The organism is Psychrobacter sp. C 20.9, from assembly GCF_001921765.1.
GTDB classification, from domain to species: domain Bacteria; phylum Pseudomonadota; class Gammaproteobacteria; order Pseudomonadales; family Moraxellaceae; genus Psychrobacter; species Psychrobacter piscatorii_B.
The window spans coordinates 279,644-301,542 of the sequence record NZ_MRYC01000001.1; the positions used below are offsets into that span (position 1 = coordinate 279,644).

At 44.0% G+C, this 21,899-nt stretch carries 22 protein-coding genes and 2 tRNA genes; 13 read left to right on the plus strand and 11 right to left on the minus strand.

The features are described 5' to 3' along the window. Positions 1-132: 132 nt before the first annotated feature. From nusA to tpiA, 6 genes are all read right to left on the minus strand, one after another. The gene (gene nusA, locus BTW00_RS01215; protein ID WP_075105856.1) at positions 133-1,617 is read right to left on the minus strand and encodes a transcription termination factor NusA; all 1,485 of its coding nucleotides are present in this window, start codon (positions 1,615-1,617) and stop codon (positions 133-135) included. A 137-nt stretch (positions 1,618-1,754) separates the two neighbouring features. Further along, the gene (gene rimP, locus BTW00_RS01220) at positions 1,755-2,255 is read right to left on the minus strand and encodes a ribosome maturation factor RimP (RefSeq protein WP_075105857.1); all 501 of its coding nucleotides are present in this window, start codon (positions 2,253-2,255) and stop codon (positions 1,755-1,757) included. Positions 2,256-2,698: 443 nt separating this feature from the next. Beyond that, positions 2,699-2,775 (minus strand) — tRNA-Met (locus tag BTW00_RS01225). A 123-nt stretch (positions 2,776-2,898) separates the two neighbouring features. Continuing rightward, positions 2,899-2,982, minus strand: a tRNA-Leu gene (locus tag BTW00_RS01230). A 142-nt stretch (positions 2,983-3,124) separates the two neighbouring features. Next, a complete protein-coding gene (gene secG, locus BTW00_RS01235; RefSeq protein ID WP_021814138.1) occupies positions 3,125-3,433 on the minus strand; it encodes a preprotein translocase subunit SecG in 309 nt (102 codons plus the stop codon). 215 nt (positions 3,434-3,648) lie between these two features. Beyond that, a complete protein-coding gene (tpiA, locus tag BTW00_RS01240; RefSeq protein WP_083603518.1) occupies positions 3,649-4,461 on the minus strand; it encodes a triose-phosphate isomerase in 813 nt (270 codons plus the stop codon). 389 nt (positions 4,462-4,850) lie between these two features. Between tpiA and pilB the strand changes: the two genes are divergently transcribed. The 4 genes from pilB (at position 4,851) to coaE (ending at position 9,711) form a co-directional block, all read left to right on the plus strand. Then, complete coding sequence (gene pilB, locus BTW00_RS01245; RefSeq protein WP_075105859.1) at positions 4,851-6,566, plus strand: type IV-A pilus assembly ATPase PilB; 1,716 nt, start codon at positions 4,851-4,853, stop codon at positions 6,564-6,566. A gap of 220 nt (positions 6,567-6,786) precedes the next feature. Then, positions 6,787-8,010, plus strand: a complete 1,224-nt coding sequence (locus BTW00_RS01250; protein ID WP_075105860.1) for a type II secretion system F family protein — start codon at positions 6,787-6,789, stop codon at positions 8,008-8,010. Positions 8,011-8,017: 7 nt separating this feature from the next. After that, complete coding sequence (locus tag BTW00_RS01255) at positions 8,018-8,920, plus strand: A24 family peptidase (RefSeq protein ID WP_075105861.1); 903 nt, start codon at positions 8,018-8,020, stop codon at positions 8,918-8,920. Between the two features lie 104 nt (positions 8,921-9,024). Continuing rightward, positions 9,025-9,711, plus strand: a complete 687-nt coding sequence (coaE, locus tag BTW00_RS01260; RefSeq protein ID WP_075105862.1) for a dephospho-CoA kinase — start codon at positions 9,025-9,027, stop codon at positions 9,709-9,711. Here the strand turns inward: coaE and rlmB are convergent. Next, positions 9,674-10,444 carry a 23S rRNA (guanosine(2251)-2'-O)-methyltransferase RlmB gene (gene rlmB / locus BTW00_RS01265; RefSeq protein WP_075105863.1) on the minus strand — a complete coding sequence of 257 codons (771 nt, stop codon included), beginning with the start codon at positions 10,442-10,444 and terminating at the stop codon, positions 9,674-9,676. The two genes, coaE and rlmB, sit on opposite strands and share 38 nt — an antisense overlap. A gap of 191 nt (positions 10,445-10,635) precedes the next feature. On the opposite strand from rlmB, the gene BTW00_RS01270 reads away from it, so the two are divergent. Further along, entirely contained in the window at positions 10,636-11,292 is a 657-nt protein-coding gene (locus tag BTW00_RS01270; protein ID WP_075105864.1) for an IS1595 family transposase, read from the plus strand. A gap of 121 nt (positions 11,293-11,413) precedes the next feature. Here the strand turns inward: BTW00_RS01270 and BTW00_RS01275 are convergent, their stop codons facing one another. After that, on the minus strand, positions 11,414-11,749 hold the full coding sequence (locus BTW00_RS01275; RefSeq protein ID WP_058023616.1) for a pyrimidine/purine nucleoside phosphorylase: 336 nt from the start codon (positions 11,747-11,749) through the stop codon (positions 11,414-11,416). A 719-nt stretch (positions 11,750-12,468) separates the two neighbouring features. On the opposite strand from BTW00_RS01275, the gene recN reads away from it, so the two are divergent. The 7 genes from recN (at position 12,469) to BTW00_RS01310 (ending at position 17,844) form a co-directional block, all read left to right on the plus strand. Beyond that, positions 12,469-14,148 (plus strand): DNA repair protein RecN, encoded by a 1,680-nt coding sequence (gene recN, locus BTW00_RS01280; protein WP_075105865.1) that lies wholly within the window; start codon positions 12,469-12,471, stop codon positions 14,146-14,148. A gap of 157 nt (positions 14,149-14,305) precedes the next feature. Continuing rightward, entirely contained in the window at positions 14,306-14,869 is a 564-nt protein-coding gene (locus BTW00_RS01285; protein ID WP_075105866.1) for a YqgE/AlgH family protein, read from the plus strand. A 65-nt stretch (positions 14,870-14,934) separates the two neighbouring features. Continuing rightward, entirely contained in the window at positions 14,935-15,516 is a 582-nt protein-coding gene (gene ruvX, locus BTW00_RS01290) for a Holliday junction resolvase RuvX (protein ID WP_075105867.1), read from the plus strand. 86 nt (positions 15,517-15,602) lie between these two features. Continuing rightward, positions 15,603-16,106, plus strand: a complete 504-nt coding sequence (locus tag BTW00_RS01295; RefSeq protein ID WP_075105868.1) for a hypothetical protein — start codon at positions 15,603-15,605, stop codon at positions 16,104-16,106. 57 nt (positions 16,107-16,163) lie between these two features. Continuing rightward, positions 16,164-16,490: a sulfurtransferase TusA gene (gene tusA, locus BTW00_RS01300; protein WP_075105869.1), complete on the plus strand. Its 327-nt coding sequence runs from the start codon at positions 16,164-16,166 to the stop codon at positions 16,488-16,490. A 29-nt stretch (positions 16,491-16,519) separates the two neighbouring features. Continuing rightward, positions 16,520-17,458: a site-specific tyrosine recombinase XerD gene (gene xerD / locus BTW00_RS01305; RefSeq protein WP_075105870.1), complete on the plus strand. Its 939-nt coding sequence runs from the start codon at positions 16,520-16,522 to the stop codon at positions 17,456-17,458. Positions 17,459-17,505: 47 nt separating this feature from the next. After that, positions 17,506-17,844, plus strand: a complete 339-nt coding sequence (locus BTW00_RS01310; protein ID WP_075105871.1) for a DUF3817 domain-containing protein — start codon at positions 17,506-17,508, stop codon at positions 17,842-17,844. A gap of 1 nt (position 17,845) precedes the next feature. On the opposite strand, the gene BTW00_RS01315 is transcribed toward BTW00_RS01310, so the two are convergent. Further along, positions 17,846-18,292 carry a PH domain-containing protein gene (locus BTW00_RS01315; RefSeq protein ID WP_075105872.1) on the minus strand — a complete coding sequence of 149 codons (447 nt, stop codon included), beginning with the start codon at positions 18,290-18,292 and terminating at the stop codon, positions 17,846-17,848. Positions 18,293-18,522: 230 nt separating this feature from the next. Between BTW00_RS01315 and BTW00_RS01320 the strand changes: the two genes are divergently transcribed. Next, positions 18,523-19,143, plus strand: a complete 621-nt coding sequence (locus BTW00_RS01320) for a class I SAM-dependent methyltransferase (protein WP_075105873.1) — start codon at positions 18,523-18,525, stop codon at positions 19,141-19,143. Between the two features lie 90 nt (positions 19,144-19,233). On the opposite strand, the gene lptG is transcribed toward BTW00_RS01320, so the two are convergent. After that, entirely contained in the window at positions 19,234-20,442 is a 1,209-nt protein-coding gene (lptG, locus tag BTW00_RS01325; protein WP_075105874.1) for an LPS export ABC transporter permease LptG, read from the minus strand. Further along, on the minus strand, positions 20,442-21,749 hold the full coding sequence (gene lptF, locus BTW00_RS01330) for an LPS export ABC transporter permease LptF (protein WP_075105911.1): 1,308 nt from the start codon (positions 21,747-21,749) through the stop codon (positions 20,442-20,444). Before lptF ends, lptG begins: the two co-directional genes overlap by 1 nt. Positions 21,750-21,899 lie beyond the last annotated feature (150 nt).

Sequence of the window (21,899 nt, forward strand, 5' to 3'; positions counted from 1 at the left end):
ATTATTTGCTATATGTTCAATTCAGTTGTTGGCTACAAATGATTGGGTTAAGGCCAGTATTTACAGTATGTAGACACCAGCACTTTATTCTCAATAGCATATCACCAAAAGACAGCGATATGCAGTTACCGCTTATTCATCGAACCAAGATTCCCGAGCTTTCATGATGAGTTTTCCTGCAGTTTCGGAGTCTAATCCTTCGATATCTTCTAGATCGAAGACGGCTTGTTCTGCCAAATCATCCACGGTAATAATGTCTTTTTGTGCCATTTTATAAGCCCAGCTGACTGTCATACCTTCAAGCTCTTGAAGCTCTTGACTTGGCTCTTTCATGTTCTGTTGTTTGACCAGCTCATCAGCAATGACGACGTCTTTAGCACGTTCTTGAATCATGTCGATTGCTTCATCGTCTAACCCTTCAATGTCATAGAAGGTATCGACTGGCACATAGGCGACTTCTTCAATACTGGTAAAACCAATATCAACCAGTGCCTGTGCTAAGTCTTGATCAACTTCTAGGCGCTCATAGAATAATTCAATGAATGCTTTTGATTCGTTTTCTTGACGCTGTTTGTACTCTTCTTCGAGCATCATATTCAGCTTATAGCCAGTCAACTCAGAAGCTAAACGTACATTCTGACCTTGAGAGCCAATCGCGCGTGCCAGTTGATCGTTGGTGCTAAAAATAATATCTGCTGTTTGAGTGTCTTCATCTAAGATGATGCTACTGACATCAGCTGGCTCTAAAGAGCTGATGATGAACTGAGCAGGATCATCTGACCATACCACGACATCGATACGCTCACCATCTAGCTCTTGCTGTACTGCTTGGATACGTGTACCACGCATACCAATACAGGCACCGACTGGATCAATACGATGATCGTTGGTCTTCACGGCTATTTTAGCACGGGTGCCTGGTAGACGAGCGACGTTACGAATTTCAATAATTTGTTCTGCAATCTCAGGTACTTCTTTTTGCATCAACGCTGATAGCATTTCAGGATGCGTGCGAGATAACAATAGTTGTGCACCGCGGTTTTCACGGTTTACATGATATAAGATGGCGTTGATACGCGATTTGGCACGTAGCTGCTCACGTGGCAACATTTGATCGCGTGACAAGTAGCCTTCAGCATTGTCGCCTAAGTCGATGATATAGCCATCACGTGTCTGTTTCTTGACTTCGCCATACATCATTTCACCAACACGTGGCTCAAAAGCGTCTGCAACAAGTGCACGCTCCGCTTCACGGATTTTTTGAATGATGACCTGTTTTGCTTGAGTAGCCGCAATACGACCAAATTCAATCGATTCGATTTGCTCTTCTTTGATATCACCAATTGACCATTCATCAGCATCAAGATCTGTGATAGCAAGCTGACAAGCAGGCATTTCATGGTCTTCATCTGCAACCACGGTCCAATAACGATAAGTGTCATAATCGCCAGTTGCACGGTCAATAGCTACTCGCACAGCCACTTCTGGCTGCTCGGTATATACTTTTTTCTTGGTCGATACCACCAAAGCGTCTTCTATGGCTTCAAAGATATCTTCAGGATTTAAGCCCTTTTCATTACTGACAGTTTCTACTACCGTTAAGATTTCACGACTCATGCTATACCTGTCCTATCATTTTTTAATTGACTTAAATTTTATAATTTGGGTGTTGCTATTATATAGTTACTATAAGCCACATAAGCTATTTGAAGATGACACTGCTGATCTATGAGCAGCTGCCTAATAATATGTAGTTAGGCATCTTCGTAAACTAAGTTGGCTTTATCAATATTACTTAATGCAATCTCAAACTGCTCACCATCGCTTGACGTCAGTTTTAAAGATTTTTCATCGATACTATCTAATGTACCTGTTGCTTTACGACGTTTTTGATCACCTGTGCCGATAGCTTGAATCAAACGTAAGCTTACTGTTTGACCCACATAGGCATGCATCTGCTCATCTGAGAAAAATGCACGGTCAAAACCAGGTGAAGACACTTCTAAAATATATTCACCAGCGATAGGATCATGAACTTCTAAGATACCGCTTACTTGATGGTTCACTGCGGCACAGTCTTCGATAGTAACGTGCTTATCTTGGGCTTGCTCTTCTGGCAATGCCTCAATATAAATACGCAATAAAGAGCGACGGCCTTGTGGCGCAAATTCTATACCCCATAGCGACACATCGCAAGCGGCCACAGCAGGGGCAATAATATTAGTCAGTTCTGCAACTTTAGTCGAAAGCTTCATAATCTCTTTGTGTTTTCCTATTCGCTTATCTATCGTACTCAGTAAACCGTATCAAAGCTTTGCTCTTTTCATACTTATATATAGTAAGAATTACGGTCATTATATAATGGTAAACCACAAACATATAACAGGTATTGTGCGTTTATATAGGGACGAGCCTAAAAAACATCAAGCTCAGCCAAACAATGCTTTTATTAGTTATAAAGCACTACTATCGATAAAAGCGTGAGGAATAAAAGATAGTGTTGCTTAAGGAGCATCGTGCCAGTGGCGGCCGATGATGACCAGTGACGAGTAATATCGTACTCTATAGACCTAGAGCTTAGCATAAGTAGGATAGATACCGCGATAACACTGACCTTCAGATACAAAAAAACCCACAAACATTATGGTGGGCTAATCGGTACTGACAAATTTAGTGTACAAAACATCAGTATAAAAAGTGGTAGCGGGGGCTGGATTTGAACCAACGACCTTCGGGTTATGAGCCCGACGAGCTACCAGACTGCTCCACCCCGCATCAATCTAGAACGCATATTATAGGGAGATAATGTAGAAGTGTCAACACTTTATTTTAAATAATTATAAATCAAGTGGTTACTACTAAAAATCCAACCTGACGCTATGCTACGTCTGTGAAACTTGGTGCGATTGGGGGGACTTGAACCCCCACGGCTTGCGCCACCACCCCCTCAAGATGGCGTGTCTACCATTCCACCACAATCGCATTTTACTACCCTGTTCTCTAACTTCCTATCTACTATATATAATGCGTAAGGTAGGCATTAATAGATAAGAACTTGCGAAAACAGAAAAGCATTGTAAATGTAACCTACCAAAATAGCAAGCGCTGACTAATCAAAAGCCACTTATTCAGGATTTTGTGTCAATGGACGCGGCGTTTGCGGTGCTGACACTGGCGCGTCTAGACGAAACTGGTCTTCGGCCTGCTTACGCGCATGCACCGCCAGCGTCATACTGGTAATAAAGAATATGACCGTTAGTACTGCAGTCGCACGCGTCAAAAAGTTGGCAGTTCCCGCTGCACCAAATACGGTACCTGATGAGCCGGCACCAAAAGAAGCCCCAGCATCTGCCCCTTTACCATGCTGTATCAAAATCAAGCCGATCATGGCAATGGCCACGATAATATGCAGGGCTAATATAAACGTAAACATGGTGGCCTCTTTTGCCGCGTAATGACGACTGATAACGGAAAATAAAACGTAAGGTTAATAAAAATAATGACTAGCATCTCATGATACCAAATCGATTATATAAATAAGGCGCATTGTACACGATTGCAAGGGTACTGTTAAACCTACTTTTACCAACTGGTAAAACCATACTGTCTATCGGCTATGATACTGATATCTGAGCGTTATTTATTTGATTAAGCATTCGCTTGACTAAAAGCATCAGCGATCGCTAAGAAGCTATCTGCTTTCAATGAGGCACCGCCAACCAATGCGCCATCAATCATAGAGTCAGCAGCAAAGCTATCAGCATTATCAGCATTAACGCTACCGCCATACAGTACGGTAATCGCACCTGCTATGTCAGCAAAGCCCGCAACGGTTTGCTTGATATGTTGATGAGTCTTACTCACTTCTGCCACAGTCGGTACTTTACCTGTACCAATTGCCCAGACAGGTTCGTAAGCGACGAGTAGTTTTTCAGATAACGATGTTGCTAAATCTGGTTGCTGAACAAGCATATCTTTAATCACTGAGAGTTGTTCATTGATAACGTCAAGTGTTTGACCATTATCATACTGTTCTTGCGTTTCGCCGATACAGAACACCACACCAAGATTTTGAGAAAACGCATGAGACAGTTTATTTATTAGACAGTCATGAGATTCTTTATGATACTGGCGACGCTCAGAGTGACCAAGTATCGTCCAAGTAGCTCCTGTATCTGCGACTTGCTGTGCTGAGCAGTCTCCGGTGTAAGCGCCTGTGCTTGCACTATGAGCGCTCACGTCTTGAGCGGCGCTAACTATTGAAGTATTTGCTAAGCGTGCACTGACTGCGGCCAAATGAATACAGCTTGGTGCTACCATCAATTTGCATTGACTATTAGAGGTTGGCGTTTTAGCTTGATTTTTAGCATCAACCTTAGTCAGCAGGTCATTTAACAGCGCATCAACATCATGGCTAGTTGCTGGATTCTGCTTCCAATTACCGATCACCCAAGCTTGCATACTTATTTACCTTGTCTCATGTATTCGCGCCAATTCGGCTCATATGCGCGCCAGTATAACAAATAATTCGTAAGTGCTATAGTAGTGTGCTGCCAAAAGCAGCGGTGCTTTTCAATACCTATGTTCAAAAATGACAACTAAAAACAGAGATTTTAATGTATTGATTGTTTAATCATTTGTAGAAAGCCTTTAAACTAAAATAAAGTCAAGTCGTATATTGTGTCTAACAGAAATTAAAAATTATTAAATGCTCTCTAAGTTATTACGAAAGAAGTAGAAATAACTTGCTGAATCAAAATACGTATCCATTACCGCAAATATTATTAAAGCATATATAGTAGTCTGTATTCTAAAGCGGTGTGCAAACCCTTTATCAAGGAGAGGTCATAATGTCTATTACAACCAGTAAATATGGTGGTCTAGCGCAGCAGCTCATCAGTGATGGCGTCGTTAGCGAAGCAAATATGAAAACAGCGCAGATTGAGTCGCAGGAGCAGAAAATCGGATTGGTGCCGTACCTTGTAGACAATAAACTGGCTGATTCTTATCACCTTGCTCAAATGTTATCACAAGCCTTTGGCGATCCCTTGTTCGATCTCGATGCGCTCAGCACTGATGTCATTCCAAAGGACTTAGTCGATGAAAAAATCGTCCGTAAGTTTAATGCATTGCCATTATTCAAGCGCGGCCAACGCTTATTTGTAGCGCTCAGTGATCCAACTCGTGTTGATGCTATTGATGCTATTGCCTTTAATTCTCGCTTGTCTATTGAAACGATTGTTGTTGAAGAAAATAAGCTAAAAAAGCGTATCGAAAGCGTTTACGCTGATACGATGCAGAGCTTTGACAGCTTCTCTGACAGTGACTTAAATGTTGGTTTTGAAGATGGTGATGAAGGTAACGATAACGGTGAAACGAAGCTTAGTGATGGGGTCGATGAAGCACCTGTTGTAAAATTTGTTAATAAAATGTTGGTCGATGCCATTCGTATGGGTGCTTCTGATTTGCACTTTGAACCCTATGAAAAATCTTTCCGAGTACGTTTTCGTGTTGATGGCGTGATGGAAAAAATAGCCAATCCGCCAGTCCAGCTCGCTGGCAAAATCGCAGCGCGTTTGAAAGTCATGTCGCAAATGGATATCTCAGAGCGCCGAGTACCGCAAGATGGACGTATCAAGCTCAAAATCTCTAAAACGAAAGCCATTGATTTCCGGGTAAACTCATTACCAACTTTGTTCGGTGAAAAAATCGTTTTGCGTATCCTAGATCCTTCATCAGCCATGCTTGGTATTGATGCGCTAGGGTATGAACCTGATCAGCAGGAGATGTTTTTAGAAGCGCTGCACAAACCGCAAGGTATGCTACTGATTACTGGCCCTACTGGTTCTGGTAAGACAGTCTCTCTTTACACAGGTATCAATATCTTAAACACTGGTGCCACCAATATTTCAACCGCCGAAGACCCTGTGGAAATTAACCTTGAAGGTATCAATCAGGTCAATGTCAACGCTAAGGTCGGCCTAACCTTTGCTAATGCGCTCAAGTCTTTTTTGCGTCAAGATCCTGATATTGTCATGGTTGGTGAGATTCGTGACTTGGAGACTGCCGAGATCGCTATTAAAGCGGCACAAACAGGACACATGGTACTGTCGACCCTACATACCAACTCAGCACCTGAAACCTTGACGCGTTTGCGTAATATGGGTGTGGCTTCTTTTAACATTGCAACGTCAGTCAACTTAGTCATTGCGCAACGTTTGGCGCGGCGACTGTGCAAGAACTGTAAAAAACCGATCAATATCCCTCGTCAAAGTTTGCTAGAGATTGGTTTTACTGATGCAGATTTGGATAATCCAGACAACGTGATTTATGAGCCAGTGGGCTGCAATGAGTGCCGTGAAGGTTATAAAGGCCGTGTAGGTATTTATGAGGTGATGAAGGTCAGCCCCGACATCTCACGTATCATTATGGAAGATGGCAATGCCATAGATATCAAAGATGCGGCGCTCAAAAATGGTTTTCGAGATCTACGCCGTTCTGGGGTTTTAAAAGTTATGCAAGGTGTCACTAGTATTCAAGAAATGATGCGCGTTACTTCTGAATAAGTAGCATAAGCATTAAGTCGTATATGCAACTATTAATCTTCTAGTATTTTTCTTTCTAAAGGCTCCTAACGTAGAAATACTATCTAATAGATATACTTAAAAATAAAACAGATAGGCACTGGTTTTTTGCGCTAAAATAAAGTATACCAGCCAACAATTTTGTCTGGTATTCTGCTTTATGTTTGCAATATCTATATTAGACAATTTCGAGGGTAGTAATATGGCAAAAGCTAAGACTGACATGCTGTTGGACTTTGTCTATGATGGCGTAAACCGGCGCGGGCAAAAGGTGAAAGGCGAAACCACTAGTCGTAGCTTAGAGTTAGCCAAAGCAACTTTACGCAAGCAAGGGATCACGGTTAAAGGTATCAAGAAGAAACCAAAACCGCTCTACACCTTCAAAAAACCAATTAAAGCCATTGATATTGCGATTTTTGCGCGACAATTGGCAACGATGATGAAAGCAGGTGTCCCGCTGACTCAATCTTTTGAAATTGTAGCAGATTCGCTTGATAATCCGAGTATGAAAGACTTGGTGCTACAAATCAAAGCTGATATCGAAGCAGGTGGCACCTTTGCTTCCGCCCTACGTAAACACCCTCGTTACTTTGATGATCTATTCTGCTCACTCGTCGAATCTGGTGAACAATCGGGTGCGCTAGAGACCATGCTTGAGCGTGTAGCGACTTACAAAGAAAAAAGCGAACTACTAAAAGCAAAGATTAAGAAAGCAATAAAATATCCGATTGCTGTCATCGTAGTTGCCATTATCGTTACTATGATTCTACTAATAAAAGTCGTGCCTGTATTTTCAGACCTATTTGAGTCATTTGGCGCAGAGCTACCTGCTTTTACTCAAATGGTAGTGGGTATGTCTGAGTGGATGCAGTCTTGGTGGTTTATTTTAATTATTTTTATCGGTGGGGCTATTATCGGATTTTCAGAAGCCAAAAAACGCTCTAAAAAATTCCGTGACTTTTTAGACCGTGCAGTATTAAAAGCACCAATTTTTGGCAATATTGCTTACCAAGCAATTATTGCTCGCTTTGCTCGTACCCTATCTACCACTTTTGCCGCTGGTGTACCTCTCATTGATGCGCTAGATTCTACTGCTGGTGCGACCAATAATGTCGTGTTTTATAATGCCACTCAACAGGTCAAAAATGACGTTTCTACTGGTCAGCAACTACAGTTCTCCATACGTTCAACCAATTTATTCCCAAGTCTCGTTATTCAAATGGTGGGTATCGGCGAAGAGTCTGGTAGCTTGGAAGAAATGCTAGATAAAGTCGCTGTCTACTACGAAAACGAAGTCGACAATGCCGTTGATGGTTTGACCAGCTTAATGGAACCTATGATCATGGCTGTACTGGGTGTATTAGTTGGTGGTCTGGTCATTGCGATGTACTTACCAATCTTCCAAATGGGCTCAGTCGTAGGATAATGGTTTAATGCAATTCATACAGTTACTACAAGAAAATATAGCTCTAGCCTTGGTCGTATTTGGTTTGTTAGGTCTTTGTGTTGGCAGTTTTTTAAATGTTGTGATTCATCGTATCCCACTTATGATGATTTACGGTTGGCGACAAGAATGTAGCCAATTTATGATCGAACAGGCAGATATGCCACGCGAGCATACGTTACCTATAGCGAATGTCGTGGCTACTGACCAACCCATTACTTTGAGTCGACCTGCCTCACGCTGCCCCCATTGCGCTCATAAGATCAGATGGTATGAAAACATACCCTTAATCAGCTGGCTGGCACTAAAAGGGCGCTGCTCAAACTGCAAAGCTGCGATTGGTTTGCGTTATCCTGTAGTTGAGTTAGCAACCGCTTTACTATCGGTGCTCGTGATCTACAAATTCGGTGTCAATGCAACTGGATTGTCAGCGCTCGTTTTAGTGTGGACACTAGTGGCTCTAACCGGTATTGATTTTGATACGCAGCTACTACCCGATCGCCTGACTTTTCCACTAGCAGGTCTAGGATTGGCCGTCAACTCACAAGGCTGGTTTGTCTCACCAACGCAGTCGATATGGGGTTTACTCTTCGGATTTTTATCACTCTGGATCGTCGTTAAAGTATTCTATTTAATCACTAAGAAACATGGGATGGGACAAGGTGATTTTAAATTACTAGCAGTATTAGGTGCTTGGCTCGGACCCATGATGTTGCCATTAATTATTTTATTATCATCCTTGCTTGGATCGATCGTCGGAATAATCTTGATGAAAAAACAAGGTGAGAGCAGGCCTTTTGCCTTCGGTCCTTACATTGCTGTCGCAGGCATTGTTGCTTTATTATACGGCTCAGATATCGTCAGCTGGTATCTTGGTATGTATACTTACTAAGTCTTGATAGTAAGTTTTTTACCCTAATCTATAAGCATAATTATTGATAAGCAATTTCTTCATTAGTCACTGCTTTTACTACCTCTGTCAAATAAGCCATCATTATGTCAAATAAAGCCGCACAATCTTATTCGCGTCAACCACAGAATCTACAGACAAAAAACAAGACGCTCGTCGTTGGTTTAACAGGCGGGATCGGTAGTGGCAAATCCGCTGCTAGTGCTTGGTTTTCTGAGCAAGGGATCGATATTATCGATGCCGATGTGATCGCTCATGAGATCGTTACTAAAGGCAGCGATACTCTGCGCAAAATCCAAAAAAGATTCGGTGATTGGGTGTTAAATGGTGATGGGTCAATGGATAGGGCCGCTGTACGTACGCATGTATTTGCAAACCCTGAAGCGCTTATTGAGCTTGAGGCGATCACGCATCCAGCGATACGTGAGACAGCGAAAGCACAGTTAGAGTCTAGTACCTCACCTTATGTGGTATTGTCCGCACCTCTACTCATTGAGGGAGCAGAAGCGGGTCTTGCCAATTTGTGTCAACGTATTTTGGTGATGGATGCCACCGAAGACACGCAGCTTGCGCGTGCCAGTCAGCGTGATGATCAAAGTATTCAAAAAATCAAAGCCATTATGACCAACCAGCTTAGTCGTGAAGAGCGCAATCGTCATGCAGACGATATCATACTTAACGAGAGCGACCTTGCCTCTCTATACTTACAGCTAGAACCCTTACACCAAGAGTACCTTACGCTTGCCCAGCAGCTAAAGTTCGCTGGCGATTAACCTCATATAGAGCCATACCAGTAGCGACGCTTACGTTTAAGCTTTGTAGGTTGCCATGCTCGTTTCCTGACATCGGAATATAGACCAGCTCATCGCAGCTCTCCATTGTCAGGCGGCGCATCCCCTCTCCTTCTGACCCCATAATGATGGCTGTTTTGCCAGTCAGATCAGCGGCGTGTATAGGCTTAGCATCGGCATTGAGCGCCGTACCAAACACAAATACTCCTGCGTTTTTGATTTGCGAAAGTGTACGTGCCAAATTGGTGACGCTAATAATTGGCATCATCTCTGCGGCACCAACGGATACTTTAGCGACTGTGGGCGTCAGGCTTGCTGCATGGTGTTTTGGACAAACCACGGCATCCACACCCATTGCTACAGCTGTACGCAAGCAAGCACCAAAGTTATGCGCGTCTGTTATTTGATCTAGCACTAACAATAAGCACTGTTCGCGACCAATAATGGTATCAAGCAGACCTTCATCAGCAAAACCTAGCGGACGAGCATTGAGTACCACGCCTTGATGCTGCGGACTACCACATAGCTGTGTCAGCTTATCTTTTTGGGTCGGCTGGATGCTAATACCATTGGCTTCCGCCTCAGCCATAATGGCTTGTACATGACTGTCACTCTCGCGCCCCTGTTGCACAAACAAGCTAAGACCATCCAAAGGGCGGTGTTTAAGTAACGCATCAATGGCATGAATGCCGTAAAAATAAATGGGTTTTGCCATAATAGGCCTATTAAATATTAGGTGGATATCGCGCTAAGCGATGGAATAAGAATAATGTTATTGACGTTAAGTATTGCAACTCATTATCAATGAGGGAGCGATTAAGTCAGCACTAAAAACAGAAATAAACAATACCAATCCGATATTGTTTATGGGGCTGTAGTAGATAAGCACTATGCTAGACTACTTTTATGAAGATAACCCGTTGTAAACTAAGTAAAAAAGTACAGCGAAGGCTGTTAGAGTTTTTCACAGCTGAAGTGACTGCTAGAACAGCCGCAGATTTGCTTGATATTCAGCCTAATACTGCTGCACTTTTTTATCATAAAATAAGACTTGTGATAGATTACCATCTCTCATTAGAAGCTGATGAGCTTTTTGATGGTGAGGTCGAATTAGATGAAAGTTACTTTGGCGGTGTACGCAAAGGCAAAAGAGGTCGCGGGGCTGCTGGTAAAACCGCTGTATTTGGTATTCTAAAACGAAACGGTAAGGTGTATACCATTGTCGTAGCAGACACCAAACAGACTACTCTAATGCCTGTTATTAAGCGTAAAATCAAGCCTGACAGCTTTGTTTATACGGATAGCTATCGAAGTTACAATGCACTGGATGTGAGCGAGTTTAAACATTTCAGAGTCAATCACTCTATAGAGTTCACTTGCGATAAAAACAATCACATCAATGGCATTGAGAACTTCTGGAATCAGTCTAAACGAACACTCAGAAAGTATAATGGGATTAATAAGAAAAACTTCCATTTGTTTTTAAAAGAGTGCGAGTTTAGATTTAACTATGGTTCACCATCTAATCAGCTAAAATTCCTGAGAAAATGGTGTGATATTTAATCCTTATCTACTACAGCCCCTTGTTTATTGTTTGGTCATTAATATTTGATGGCATTAGCTGTTCACTGATAGTGATAGCTTAACCGCACCCAATGTTAACTGAATCGCATTGTTGATAATATCAACCTTCTAAATGGCAGACATACTGGACGATTTCTTCGGTACGTAGATTGAAACCGCTATTGCCTTCGACAACAAACGATTGACCAGCACGATAGTAGCTAAACTCGTCATCACCATTAATTTTCACTTCACACTCGCCGCCGGTGATTTCGATACGCTCGGATGTATTGGTGCTAAAGTGATAATGCTCAACCAAGTTATCACAAGGTAAGATCACACCCAAGGTTTTGTGACGACCGTCTTCAAACATAATGGTATGGCTGGAACAGCGACCATCATAAGATACTGTCGCTTGGGCATTAACTGTTACGTTAGTAAATTGCGCCGCTGTCATAGTGGCTTCCTTATCAAATAATTATGGTAAAACTAAAAAATAAGTAACTGGTTACCGCTAGAGCCGCGTCATCAACACACCTCTCTGCACTGAGTGCGGCATCCTTCTCTACTAGATATCTGCGTGCTAAGAGTAGCCACAGGTTCTATGAAAACGCTTTGGAATAATGACTGATTGGCATACTCTTCTCACTATACGCCTATAATTTTACAAAATCATGACTCGTTATCATGCACCGTATGTCATCAATATAACAAGAAGAGTTTATCATTATGTGAGATTATGCTACCACATTATCTCTATAAAGTTTGTTAAAGCGACTAGGAAAATACTGTTTGATGCTAAGCTTAGATAGACTTATTTATCTGCTTTTGTGCCATTAACGCATCATTATACTGGGTCTATTTTTACGAATTTTGTCCAAAATCACGCTTAGTATATAGACATAATTTTGCTATAATCAACCCTCTTAATGATTGATATTACAGCGATTACTCATTGCCAGTTTTTGATAATTTTGTGGTAATCTTCCAATCACAAATTCGATTATACACTTCCTTAATGTTTGTATTTGAGCACATTTAGCACCATACTGTTTGCCTACAATATTTATCTATTTAGTGTCGTTAAATAGATAAATTCATTGCTTTATTTACCTTATTTTATAGATGGCTTCTTAAGATTTATATGAAGTTCATTGTCTGTCATGAGAGGCGTTGATGCTAGTATCATTAACTTTACATCAGTTTGCGTTGATCGCTCAGCATGAGCTGAGTGTCGCTGAAGGCTTCAATGTCATCACTGGTGAAACAGGGGCGGGTAAGTCGTTGTTGCTGGATGCACTATCCTTGTGTGTGGGCGCGCGCGCAGACAGCGCGATGGTCAGACATGGCGCAGACAACGCAGACATTTATGCTCAGTTTGATGTACACAACAACAGCGTCATTGCCGAATGGTTTGCCAAGAATGATCGGGCGCTAGACGAGCCTGAAGTACTTATTCGGCGGCAGCTGAGCAATACTGGTCGCTCAAAAGCATGGTTGAATGGTTCGCCTGCCAGTTTGGCTGAGCTAAAAAGCTTGGGCGCATTACTGGTCAATATTCATAGCCAACATGCTCAACAAGCCTTACTCAAGCCGCAGTTTGTGGTGAATTGGCTCGATGAGATGGCACAAATAACGCCACTCACGCGTCAGACAGCCAGTAGCTATCAGCAGTATCAGCAGCTAAAGCGTCGCGCTGATGATATTGCAAGTCGCGAGGCTCAGCGTCAAGACCGTATTCAACTTTTACAAAGCCAACTGGCAGACATCAGCCCTCTATTGGCTGTGGACTATGCAGAAGTTGAATCTGAGCACGAGGAGCTCTCTAATATTGAAGCCTTAATGCAAGAGGCCAGCCATGGCTTGCATCTGCTCGACAATGATACCGATGAGCCAGATGTAATGACCTTGCTCGGGCAAGTAATCAAACTTTGCGATCATCAAGTTGGTGTCAGCCAAACCTTTGAGCAAGCCTCTGAGCAGCTACATTTGGCGCAGCAACAAATCACCGAGGTGACGGCGCTACTGTCAGATTATGCCGAGCAGCAACTACCTGACCCTGAGCGCTTACAAGCATTAGACAATCTCATCAGTTTAGGTCATCGCTTATCACGTAAGTACAACTTGCCAGCGAGCGATTTGATTGATGAAGCAAAAGCTTGGCAAGAGCAATTAGAACATTTAGAAAACGAGCCGAGCAGTGATGCGATGGCCGCGCAAATTGAGCAAGCTTGGCAGGATTATCTAGCACTGGCCACACAGCTAAATCAAGAGCGTACAAAAGCGGCACCAACCATTAGTAAACAGCTTATCGAACAACTACAACCGCTTGCCTTACCCAATGCGCGCTGCGAGTTCGTTTTTACCAAAAAGACAGAGCCTAGCCAGTACAATGCACATGGCTGCTACGATATTGATTTATTGTTCAGTGCCAATGTCGGTATGCCCATGCAGCCACTGCATAAAATCGCCTCAGGTGGTGAGCTGTCACGAATGGCGCTGGTCATGCAAGTCTTGCAAGCGACCAACGCTGATAACAACGCTGCCAAACCCATGCTCGTATTCGATGAAGTCGATGTCGGTATCAGCGGCGGTACGGCGCAGGTGGTCGGCGAGCTACTACGCGCGCTTGGGCAAACGCAGCAACTGCTTGCGATCACTCACCAAGCACAAGTCGCGGCGCAAGCGCACCAGCACATCTTGGTACAAAAGCACCATCAAGAACAGACCGAAAGTGAGCTGATAATACTGACAGACAGCGCGCAAGTAGATGAGCTGGCGCGTATGTCGGGTGGCGTTACGATCACTGATGTGACTCGCGATCATGCTCGTAGCTTGCTGTCTGATGTCAAATGACACATTAATTGTCGTTAAATCATCCAGCACGATTCATCAAAAAAGTACTTGTTAAATCTTTGTGGCTATCAATAGCAGTTGGCGTGAATCTTGCTTTTCTATTGGTTATCACCATATAGTGGTCTTTCACCCTCATTATTCGGTTGCGTTTGTTTCTATGTCTAAAACCAATTTGACCCATCATTTCTTAATTGCGGCACCAGAGCTGTCAGACCCAAGGTTTGAACAGGCGCTCATTTATATTTGTCGCCATGATAATCACGGTGCACTAGGTCTAATGGTCAATCGTCCGTTAGAGCAGGCGCGAGTGGGTAAACTGCTAGAAGATTTGGATATTGAGGTGAGCGATCCGCAAGTGATGGAAGATGTGGCTTTAGAAGGTGGCCCTATGTATCCTGAGGTAGGCTTTGTGCTACATACAGGTCAGCCTGAATGGGCGTCCTCTTTTGCGATTTCAGAGAATGTCTGCATCACCACCAGCCAAGATATTCTAAAGCGTATCGCGGCAGGTCAAGGCGTCGGTCACTATCAACTGTGCTTAGGTCATGCCAGCTGGGGCAAAAAACAGTTAGACCAAGAACTGGGTAATGGTGATTGGCTCGTCTGCCCTGCCGATCTGACTTTATTGTTTGATACGCCGTTCGAAGAGCGCTGGCAAATCGCCGCTGACAAAATCGGCGTCAACTTTGACTATCTTAGCAGTGACATCGGTCATGCTTAATAGCACATGTTCTATGAATTGTGCTCTATGAATACAGATGAAAGAAATAAAGGATAGCCGTCACTATGGTAGATAGTACTTTTATGGTGGATAGCATAGAAGCTACAGATCATGATCTTGATATAAATGGCATTGGTAGCAATGAGTCTAACATCAACGGTCTTAGCGACTCTGAGCCAGAGATAAAGCCGCATCTTATTTTGGCGCTAGATTATGGCGTCAAAAAAATGGGCATGGCGCTCGGTAATAGCTTGACCCAGACCGCACGCGCTTTTGATATCTTGGCGATGAGTAATGGTCAGCCCGACTGGGACAATCTCATCGGTATTATAAAAGTCTGGGGCGTGGCACAGGTGGTGGTCGGCCTGCCACTTAATATGGATGGTAGCAGTTCCATGCTCTCAAAACGCGCACATAAATTTGCGCGGCGTCTGGCTCATAGAATTATGGAGCAGCATCTGCCAGTGACCGTATCATTATGTGATGAGCGTTTAACCTCTATCGAAGCAAGAGAAATCGCATGGGACAACGGCTGGATCAAGCATGAACGTGATCCGATTGATGATATCTCTGCTTGTATCCTGATGTCGACTTACTTTGCGGATCCAAATAGTAGTATCGCTATTGATGCGGTCAAAGCAGACTAATTAGGCAAGATAGGTAGAAGACACTGTTATTTCTGTCGCACCATTTTGCTACATCGTACCTATTCACAGATAAATGACTGATTACTATGACCACTGCCCTAGACCAAGACTTGCATACTAAGTCGCAACATGGTTTTGCTCCGCTTGCTATTGCTCGTATTAGAGGCGCGCAGCGTGCCAATCAGATAGCGATCTATCTCATTTATGCTGCCATTCTCGCCTTTATAGTATTTGGCACCATTGCCAGTATCAAGACATTTCATGACAATCAGCTGCTGTATCAACTGTTTTACAACCTGCCCTACGCCTTGGTTGCGTTGACCATTCCAATCACACTTTATGATGCTTTTGTGGTTTATCGTTATCGCTTAAATCAGCCATCGATGATTGCCATGAGTATTGGCGTATCGACCATCATATTGATCGGTGGCTTATTATTTGCTGATACGGCATGGTTAGGACTGTCCTGTTGGTTGGGTGTGGCATTTTTATTCAAAGTCAGTTTCAAGCGCTTTTTTAACTTCTTAGACGTGGCAAATACTGACAAAGAGACAGCAGCCGTAGACGATCTAGACAGTACACCTCAGTAAGCGATTAAACAAACGATCCATTCTTAAACCTATCTACTTAGCTTTACGATAATGACTATGACTACTTCTATACCAGATACGACCATCGACCATCATTTAGATACACAAGGGCTGATCTGTCCTGAGCCTGTTATGATGCTGCACCGAGTCATCCGCAAAGCAGATAGCGGTGAGGTAATTGAGATACTGGCCACTGATCCTGCTACCACGCGCGACATTCCAAATTTCTGTCGTCATCTGGGGCATGAGCTGATGACTCAAGAAACATTGGCAGAAAACATCAACCTAGACGCTGATCCCGATGAAATCACTATTGATGGCGATGGCACCACGCCAGCAAGCGCGACGCTGTATCGTTATGTGGTGAAGAAAAAAAGTGGTTAACTTATATCTGACCTATATCCGAGCATCCTATGAGTCGTGACCGCGCCGTACAGCAAAGGCAACCCAAAGCGCTGGCAGTCGATGATGAACCGTCTTATATGACTGAGTTTCGTCAAGCCATGCTAGCACGTGGTTTGGCGACGCGTACCCGTAATGCTTATGTGCGCGACTTGCGTTCTTGTGAGTTGACCAACCCACTCGCCCTGACCCGCTGGCAGCCTGATGATGTGCTGCACTGCCTTTCGCTGCTTGCCCAAGATGGTAAAACCCCACGCACCCAAGCGCGTATGCTCTCAAGTCTGCGTCAGTTCTATTTATGGATGATAGCGAGCAATCTGCGCGAAGACAATCCCTGCGAGCGTATCAAAAGCCCAAAGCTTGGACGTCCGTTACCAAAGGATTTGGCCGAGGCTGATGTCGATAATCTCCTTGCCGCACCTGATACCAGTACGGCGCTTGGACTGCGTGACAAAGCGATGCTAGAAGTGCTCTATGCCTGCGGTTTGCGCGTCAGTGAGCTAATTAATCTGTCACTGGAGCAGGTCAACCTAAACGCAGGCTGGCTACAAATCACAGGTAAGGGCAATAAAACCCGACTGGTGCCACTCGGTGAATACGCCAGCGATGCGCTAGAAGATTATCTGTCTCATGGGCGCGGCGATCTGATTGCCCATCTAAAATCTGGCAATTGCCAAGCAGTGTTTTTGACCGCGCAAGGCGGCTATATGACGCGGCAGAACTTTTGGTATCTACTTAAGAAATACGCTCAAATTGCTAGTATTGATAAGGAACTATCACCGCATACGCTGCGCCATGCCTTTGCCACTCATTTGCTCAATCATGGCGCCGACTTGCGCAGCGTACAGCTATTGCTTGGACACAGTGACTTGTCCACGACGCAAATCTATACCCATGTGGCGACAGCAAGATTGCAGCAGCTACATACCGCGCACCATCCACGTGGTTAGCGCGAGCGCTTAATTTATATATTGACTCATCAGCAAAGGACCATACTGTGCCGCAAGCTCAGCCATCTTCCAAGCCCACTCTCACCAAAGCGCAAGCATTTGCGTTAAAAAAATTGACCGTCATGGGTTATTTGGAAGGCACGTCTTTTCTGCTGCTACTGGGTATCGCCATGCCACTCAAATATATGCTGAATATGCCTGAAATGGTGGGCTACGTCGGGCCTGTACATGGAGTGTTGTTCATCGCCTATATTGTGGTGCTCTTTATCACGGCACATAAAATCAAAATGCCGCTGTGGGCGCTCCCTGCTGGTGTGCTTGGTTCATTTTTGCCCTTTGGTCCATTTATTGTTGATCATGTGTTAAAGAAGCGTTTGAGTAAGTAGTCTAGAAATTATATTTTTTCTCTATCACTATTTTAGGATTGCGTGCTTGTATCTCTTGATAAAAGCGCGGCTTGTCTTTTGGCGATATCAATATTTCTTTGTTTCGATATTCTATTTTAAGTCTATCCAATGATAGTGCTGGTGCAGACGTCATGCTTCGAGTTGGCGTAATATATGTGATATCTGCCAGTTCAATGGTTTGAGTAGACAGACCACTATCCACATATAGCTGGCTATCGGTTAGGGTGTATTTAGTACCAAAAAAAGGCATAAGCATCAGTGCTGCAAAAGGCAGTAAGATAACCATTAGCAGTATGTTTCGCATACGTGAATTACTTTTGCCCCAGCGCCATTCCCATAATGGAATGAGGATAAGTGATAAACTACCGACCCATAAAATCAACGCGATCCAGAAGTCGACTTTAGATACAAATATAATGTCTGCCATACATACTACTTCAGAGCTATCAGGTTAAAGTTGAGTGTAAGCCTCTCACCTAATCTTGCCAATATCTTTTTTTCTATGTATTTTCTACATGCTAAATTTGGCAACCATAATGATTCCCGTAATACGATGCTGCAAACCTACCCTTTTCTCGTTACAATACTCGTCATACGATGCGTACTGTCTAATTGGACAACGCACCCCCTTCTACCTATCTGTTATTTGAGAATCTCATGAGCCACCCACTAAATCATAAGCCACCTGCCGACCTCCTCAAAAACGCCGAACACTGGCGCGAAGACATCCATTTTCAGCAAGACGTGCTGGGTAAGCCGTTTGATTTTGCAACCACGTGGGGTATTTTTTCACCGCAAAAGCTCGATGATGGCAGCTTGATGCTGCTTGATTATGTAGATTTCCAAGCGGATGATGATTCAATCGACTTGGGCTGCGGCTATGGTGTGCTCGGTATGACCGCCGCGCGTGAGTGCCCGAACGGTCAGCATACACTTATTGATAAAGATTTTATGGCGGTAGAATATGCACGTCTGAACTGCGAAAAAAATGGTCTAAAAAATGTCGATGTGCATTTATCGAATGGCTTTAATCATGTGGCAGCGGATAAAGACTTTAGCCTTGTGATGTCAAACTTGCCTGCCAAAGTCGGTAAAGAGCAGCATTATCTGTATTTCCTCGATGCTTATGCCCGCATGCGTCAAGGTGGGCGTTTTTATGTGGTGACGATCAATGGCTTACGTCAGTTTATGAAGCGCTCGTTTACCGAAGTGTTCGGCAATAGCGAAAAGATCAAACAAGGCAAAACCTATACGATTACCATGGCGACCAAAGAATAATCTTTAGCATTCAGCCATAAAAGATCGTCATAAAAAAGCACGCTAAAATAGATCTAGCGTGCTTTTTGTTTTGTATGACCAACTGTCTTTCTACATCTGGCGTTTTATCAAATAACCACCCAATAGCGCACTACCGATAATCGGTAATAGCACCATCAGCATGGGCGAAAATCCTGTGGCGAGCGATATAAAACCAACCAAATCCTGAATATAGCTAAAGAGCAAGCCAAACAGCAAAGCCACCACGATGCGCAAGCCCAAACTGTGCGTGCGTAGCGAGCCAAAGACAAACGAGCAAGCAACAATGACCAGCGACAATATCGATAAAGGTGACAGCAGTTTTTGCCAAAATGCCACTTCATGATCTAAGGAGCGATTACCCTGTTGGCGCATAAAGGTACGATGCTCATAGAGCTGCGTCAATGACAAGTCCTCCGCCTTGCGCGTTAGCAAGTAAACAGACTCTGGGGCGAATGGTAAGCTGAGGGTATCTGATGGTGAAACGGCTTGGCTACTCTCAAAGCCCTGATTAATGCTAAGCTCGACCATATCGTTCAGCTGCCATTCGTAGCGATACTGCTCGCTTGGCTTGTCACTGGTCACATCGATAGGCTCACGCCCCGTATATTTTCCGCCATTAGCATGTACAGCGGTTTGCAGATTACCGTTGTTATCTAAATGCCAACGTTTGACCTCACCGATATTACCCGCAACATCGGCATAATCGATATATAAAATATCACTGCCATCAGGTGTGGCGCTGCCATCTTGTGCATTTTCAAAGCGTGGCTGCACCGTCCAATAGCCGCGCACCGAAGTGACTAGCGATGTGTTGTCCTCATCGTTTATTTGCTTTGCCAATTGATTGGAATGCGGTAGCACGAACTGATTAATCGCCAATGCCAGTAGTACAAAAATGAAGGCAGGTTGTAACACCCAGCCGACGATACGATAGATGCTGACCCCAGCCGCCCGCATGACGACCAGCTCACTTTTATTAGCAAGTAAACCCAATCCTATGACGGCACCGAGTAGCGCACCTGTTGGGATGAACTGCTCTAAGAAGTAAGGCGAGCGATAAAAGATATACTTGAGTGCCTGTCCCATCGTATAACTGTCATCTAACGAATCGAGCTCTGATAAGTAAGAAAAGACCAGCTGTAACGCCCATAAACCGACGACGGCCGCGATAATAGCAAGTAAGGCGTTGAGTTTGACATAACGGCTGAGGACTTTTAAATTGGCAGGTTTTTTGGCCAACTGATCAGTCCCTGCAGACTTAGCAAATAAAGAGCGCATTAAGACTGCCCTCCTTGTGAGCTATTGTGTTGATTGTCCAGACTGCTGATAGGCGCGGCGACGGTTAATCTGTTTTCTTGTTTACGAAAGCGCAGACGATGTTGCACACGGCTGCCCCAATTCAAATAAAGCGCTAGTGCCATAAAGCCTAATACCAGCCATGCATATGCCCATACGCTAATACTGCCTTTGCTCACTGCGTTCTTAAGCGAGATGATGCCTAGCGCACAGCTGACAAATAATAAGATAGAGGGAAATAGACGCAGCCAACGCCCTTGACGTGGACGCACTTGCGCAAGCGGTACAGCCAGCATCGGTGCAATAATCATCAGCCACGGCAGTGCCAGACGGTAGCCAAGCTCACCTTGGGCAGCACGCAGCGCATTATTGGTGGTAGTTTGCGCGTCACCTGTTGCCGCTTGCCATAGAGGTCCAATTGCTTGGGTTTCAATATTGTCTTCAGTGATGACGTCTTGTGAGGACTCAGTGAGCGTGATGCGATAACGATCAAAGGCGACTTGATTGTACTTTAAGCTGCCTGCACCCACTTCGTAACGACGACCTTGAAACAAATCCAACTGGGTCACACCACTATTGCCAGTATTGACCTGTTCAGCACGCTTGGCGAGCGTGATGGTGTCTTTACTGATGTTTTTTGCATCTCTATTTATAATATCTTTTGGCATATCAGAGATGCCCATTTGATCCGCGGTTTCTTGATCAATGGTATTATTCATATTAGCAGCAGTGTTTTTAGCATCGATGCTTTTCTCGGTGCCTTTAGGTGTAGGCTCAGACTGGATCAATATCACATCTTGTAGTTTTTTCTTATCATCGCTGAGACTACCCACGTATAGATGGTAGTTACCGCTGCTTATAAACTCATTTGGGCGAATCAAGTCAAACGCACTGGTCAATGCTTGCTGCTGCCACACTGCCTCGGATGAGCGCACGCCCCATGGTTTTCCTACGATAGATAATGCCGCCTCACCAACAAACAACGCTAATATCAATGGTGTCATCAGGCGCGCCAGCCTACCGCGAGACACGCCGCTGGCATTGATGACAGCCATTTCTTGATCGACATATAAACGACCAAACACCAGCATCAACGCGATAAAAAAGGCTAGCGGTAATATCAATTCTAGAAAATACGGCAGGTTGTACCCGATGATCGTAAACAGCAGGCTAATATCCAAACGCCCTTCAGCAGCAATGCCAAAATAACGTATCAAACGACCGCCAAGCATCATTACTACCAAAAACCCCAGCACCAAAGCAGTGGTCGAGGCAACTTGTCGAGTCATATAGCGGCGTAATATCACAATGGGTACTCTTAAACAGTTGGTATGCGCATGATGGATTGGGGGATCTATCGTCATATTTGAGCACAATAACAATGCATCATAGGCATCATATACGTTCAAATAATACTGACAATTACTGAGTGACTGATT

Excerpts from the sequence above, each read along its gene's own strand:
- ruvX (WP_075105867.1), top strand. The coding sequence starts at position 14,935 with ATGGTAGATAGTACTTTTATGGTGGATAGCATAGAAGCTACAGATCAT.
- tusA (WP_075105869.1), top strand. The coding sequence starts at position 16,164 with ATGACTACTTCTATACCAGATACGACCATCGACCATCATTTAGATACA.
- xerD (WP_075105870.1), top strand. The coding sequence starts at position 16,520 with ATGAGTCGTGACCGCGCCGTACAGCAAAGGCAACCCAAAGCGCTGGCA.
- BTW00_RS01315 (WP_075105872.1), bottom strand. The coding sequence starts at position 18,292 with ATGGCAGACATTATATTTGTATCTAAAGTCGACTTCTGGATCGCGTTG.
- BTW00_RS01320 (WP_075105873.1), top strand. The coding sequence starts at position 18,523 with ATGAGCCACCCACTAAATCATAAGCCACCTGCCGACCTCCTCAAAAAC.
- BTW00_RS01250 (WP_075105860.1), top strand. The coding sequence starts at position 6,787 with ATGGCAAAAGCTAAGACTGACATGCTGTTGGACTTTGTCTATGATGGC.
- rlmB (WP_075105863.1), bottom strand. The coding sequence starts at position 10,444 with ATGGCAAAACCCATTTATTTTTACGGCATTCATGCCATTGATGCGTTA.
- secG (WP_021814138.1), bottom strand. The coding sequence starts at position 3,433 with ATGTTTACGTTTATATTAGCCCTGCATATTATCGTGGCCATTGCCATG.
- BTW00_RS01295 (WP_075105868.1), top strand. The coding sequence starts at position 15,603 with ATGACCACTGCCCTAGACCAAGACTTGCATACTAAGTCGCAACATGGT.
- nusA (WP_075105856.1), bottom strand. The coding sequence starts at position 1,617 with ATGAGTCGTGAAATCTTAACGGTAGTAGAAACTGTCAGTAATGAAAAG.
- rimP (WP_075105857.1), bottom strand. The coding sequence starts at position 2,255 with ATGAAGCTTTCGACTAAAGTTGCAGAACTGACTAATATTATTGCCCCT.
- BTW00_RS01285 (WP_075105866.1), top strand. The coding sequence starts at position 14,306 with ATGTCTAAAACCAATTTGACCCATCATTTCTTAATTGCGGCACCAGAG.
- lptG (WP_075105874.1), bottom strand. The coding sequence starts at position 20,442 with ATGCGCTCTTTATTTGCTAAGTCTGCAGGGACTGATCAGTTGGCCAAA.
- BTW00_RS01275 (WP_058023616.1), bottom strand. The coding sequence starts at position 11,749 with ATGACAGCGGCGCAATTTACTAACGTAACAGTTAATGCCCAAGCGACA.
- BTW00_RS01270 (WP_075105864.1), top strand. The coding sequence starts at position 10,636 with ATGAAGATAACCCGTTGTAAACTAAGTAAAAAAGTACAGCGAAGGCTG.
- BTW00_RS01255 (WP_075105861.1), top strand. The coding sequence starts at position 8,018 with ATGCAATTCATACAGTTACTACAAGAAAATATAGCTCTAGCCTTGGTC.
- pilB (WP_075105859.1), top strand. The coding sequence starts at position 4,851 with ATGTCTATTACAACCAGTAAATATGGTGGTCTAGCGCAGCAGCTCATC.
- lptF (WP_075105911.1), bottom strand. The coding sequence starts at position 21,749 with ATGACTCGACAAGTTGCCTCGACCACTGCTTTGGTGCTGGGGTTTTTG.
- recN (WP_075105865.1), top strand. The coding sequence starts at position 12,469 with ATGCTAGTATCATTAACTTTACATCAGTTTGCGTTGATCGCTCAGCAT.
- tpiA (WP_083603518.1), bottom strand. The coding sequence starts at position 4,461 with ATGCAAGCTTGGGTGATCGGTAATTGGAAGCAGAATCCAGCAACTAGC.
- coaE (WP_075105862.1), top strand. The coding sequence starts at position 9,025 with ATGTCAAATAAAGCCGCACAATCTTATTCGCGTCAACCACAGAATCTA.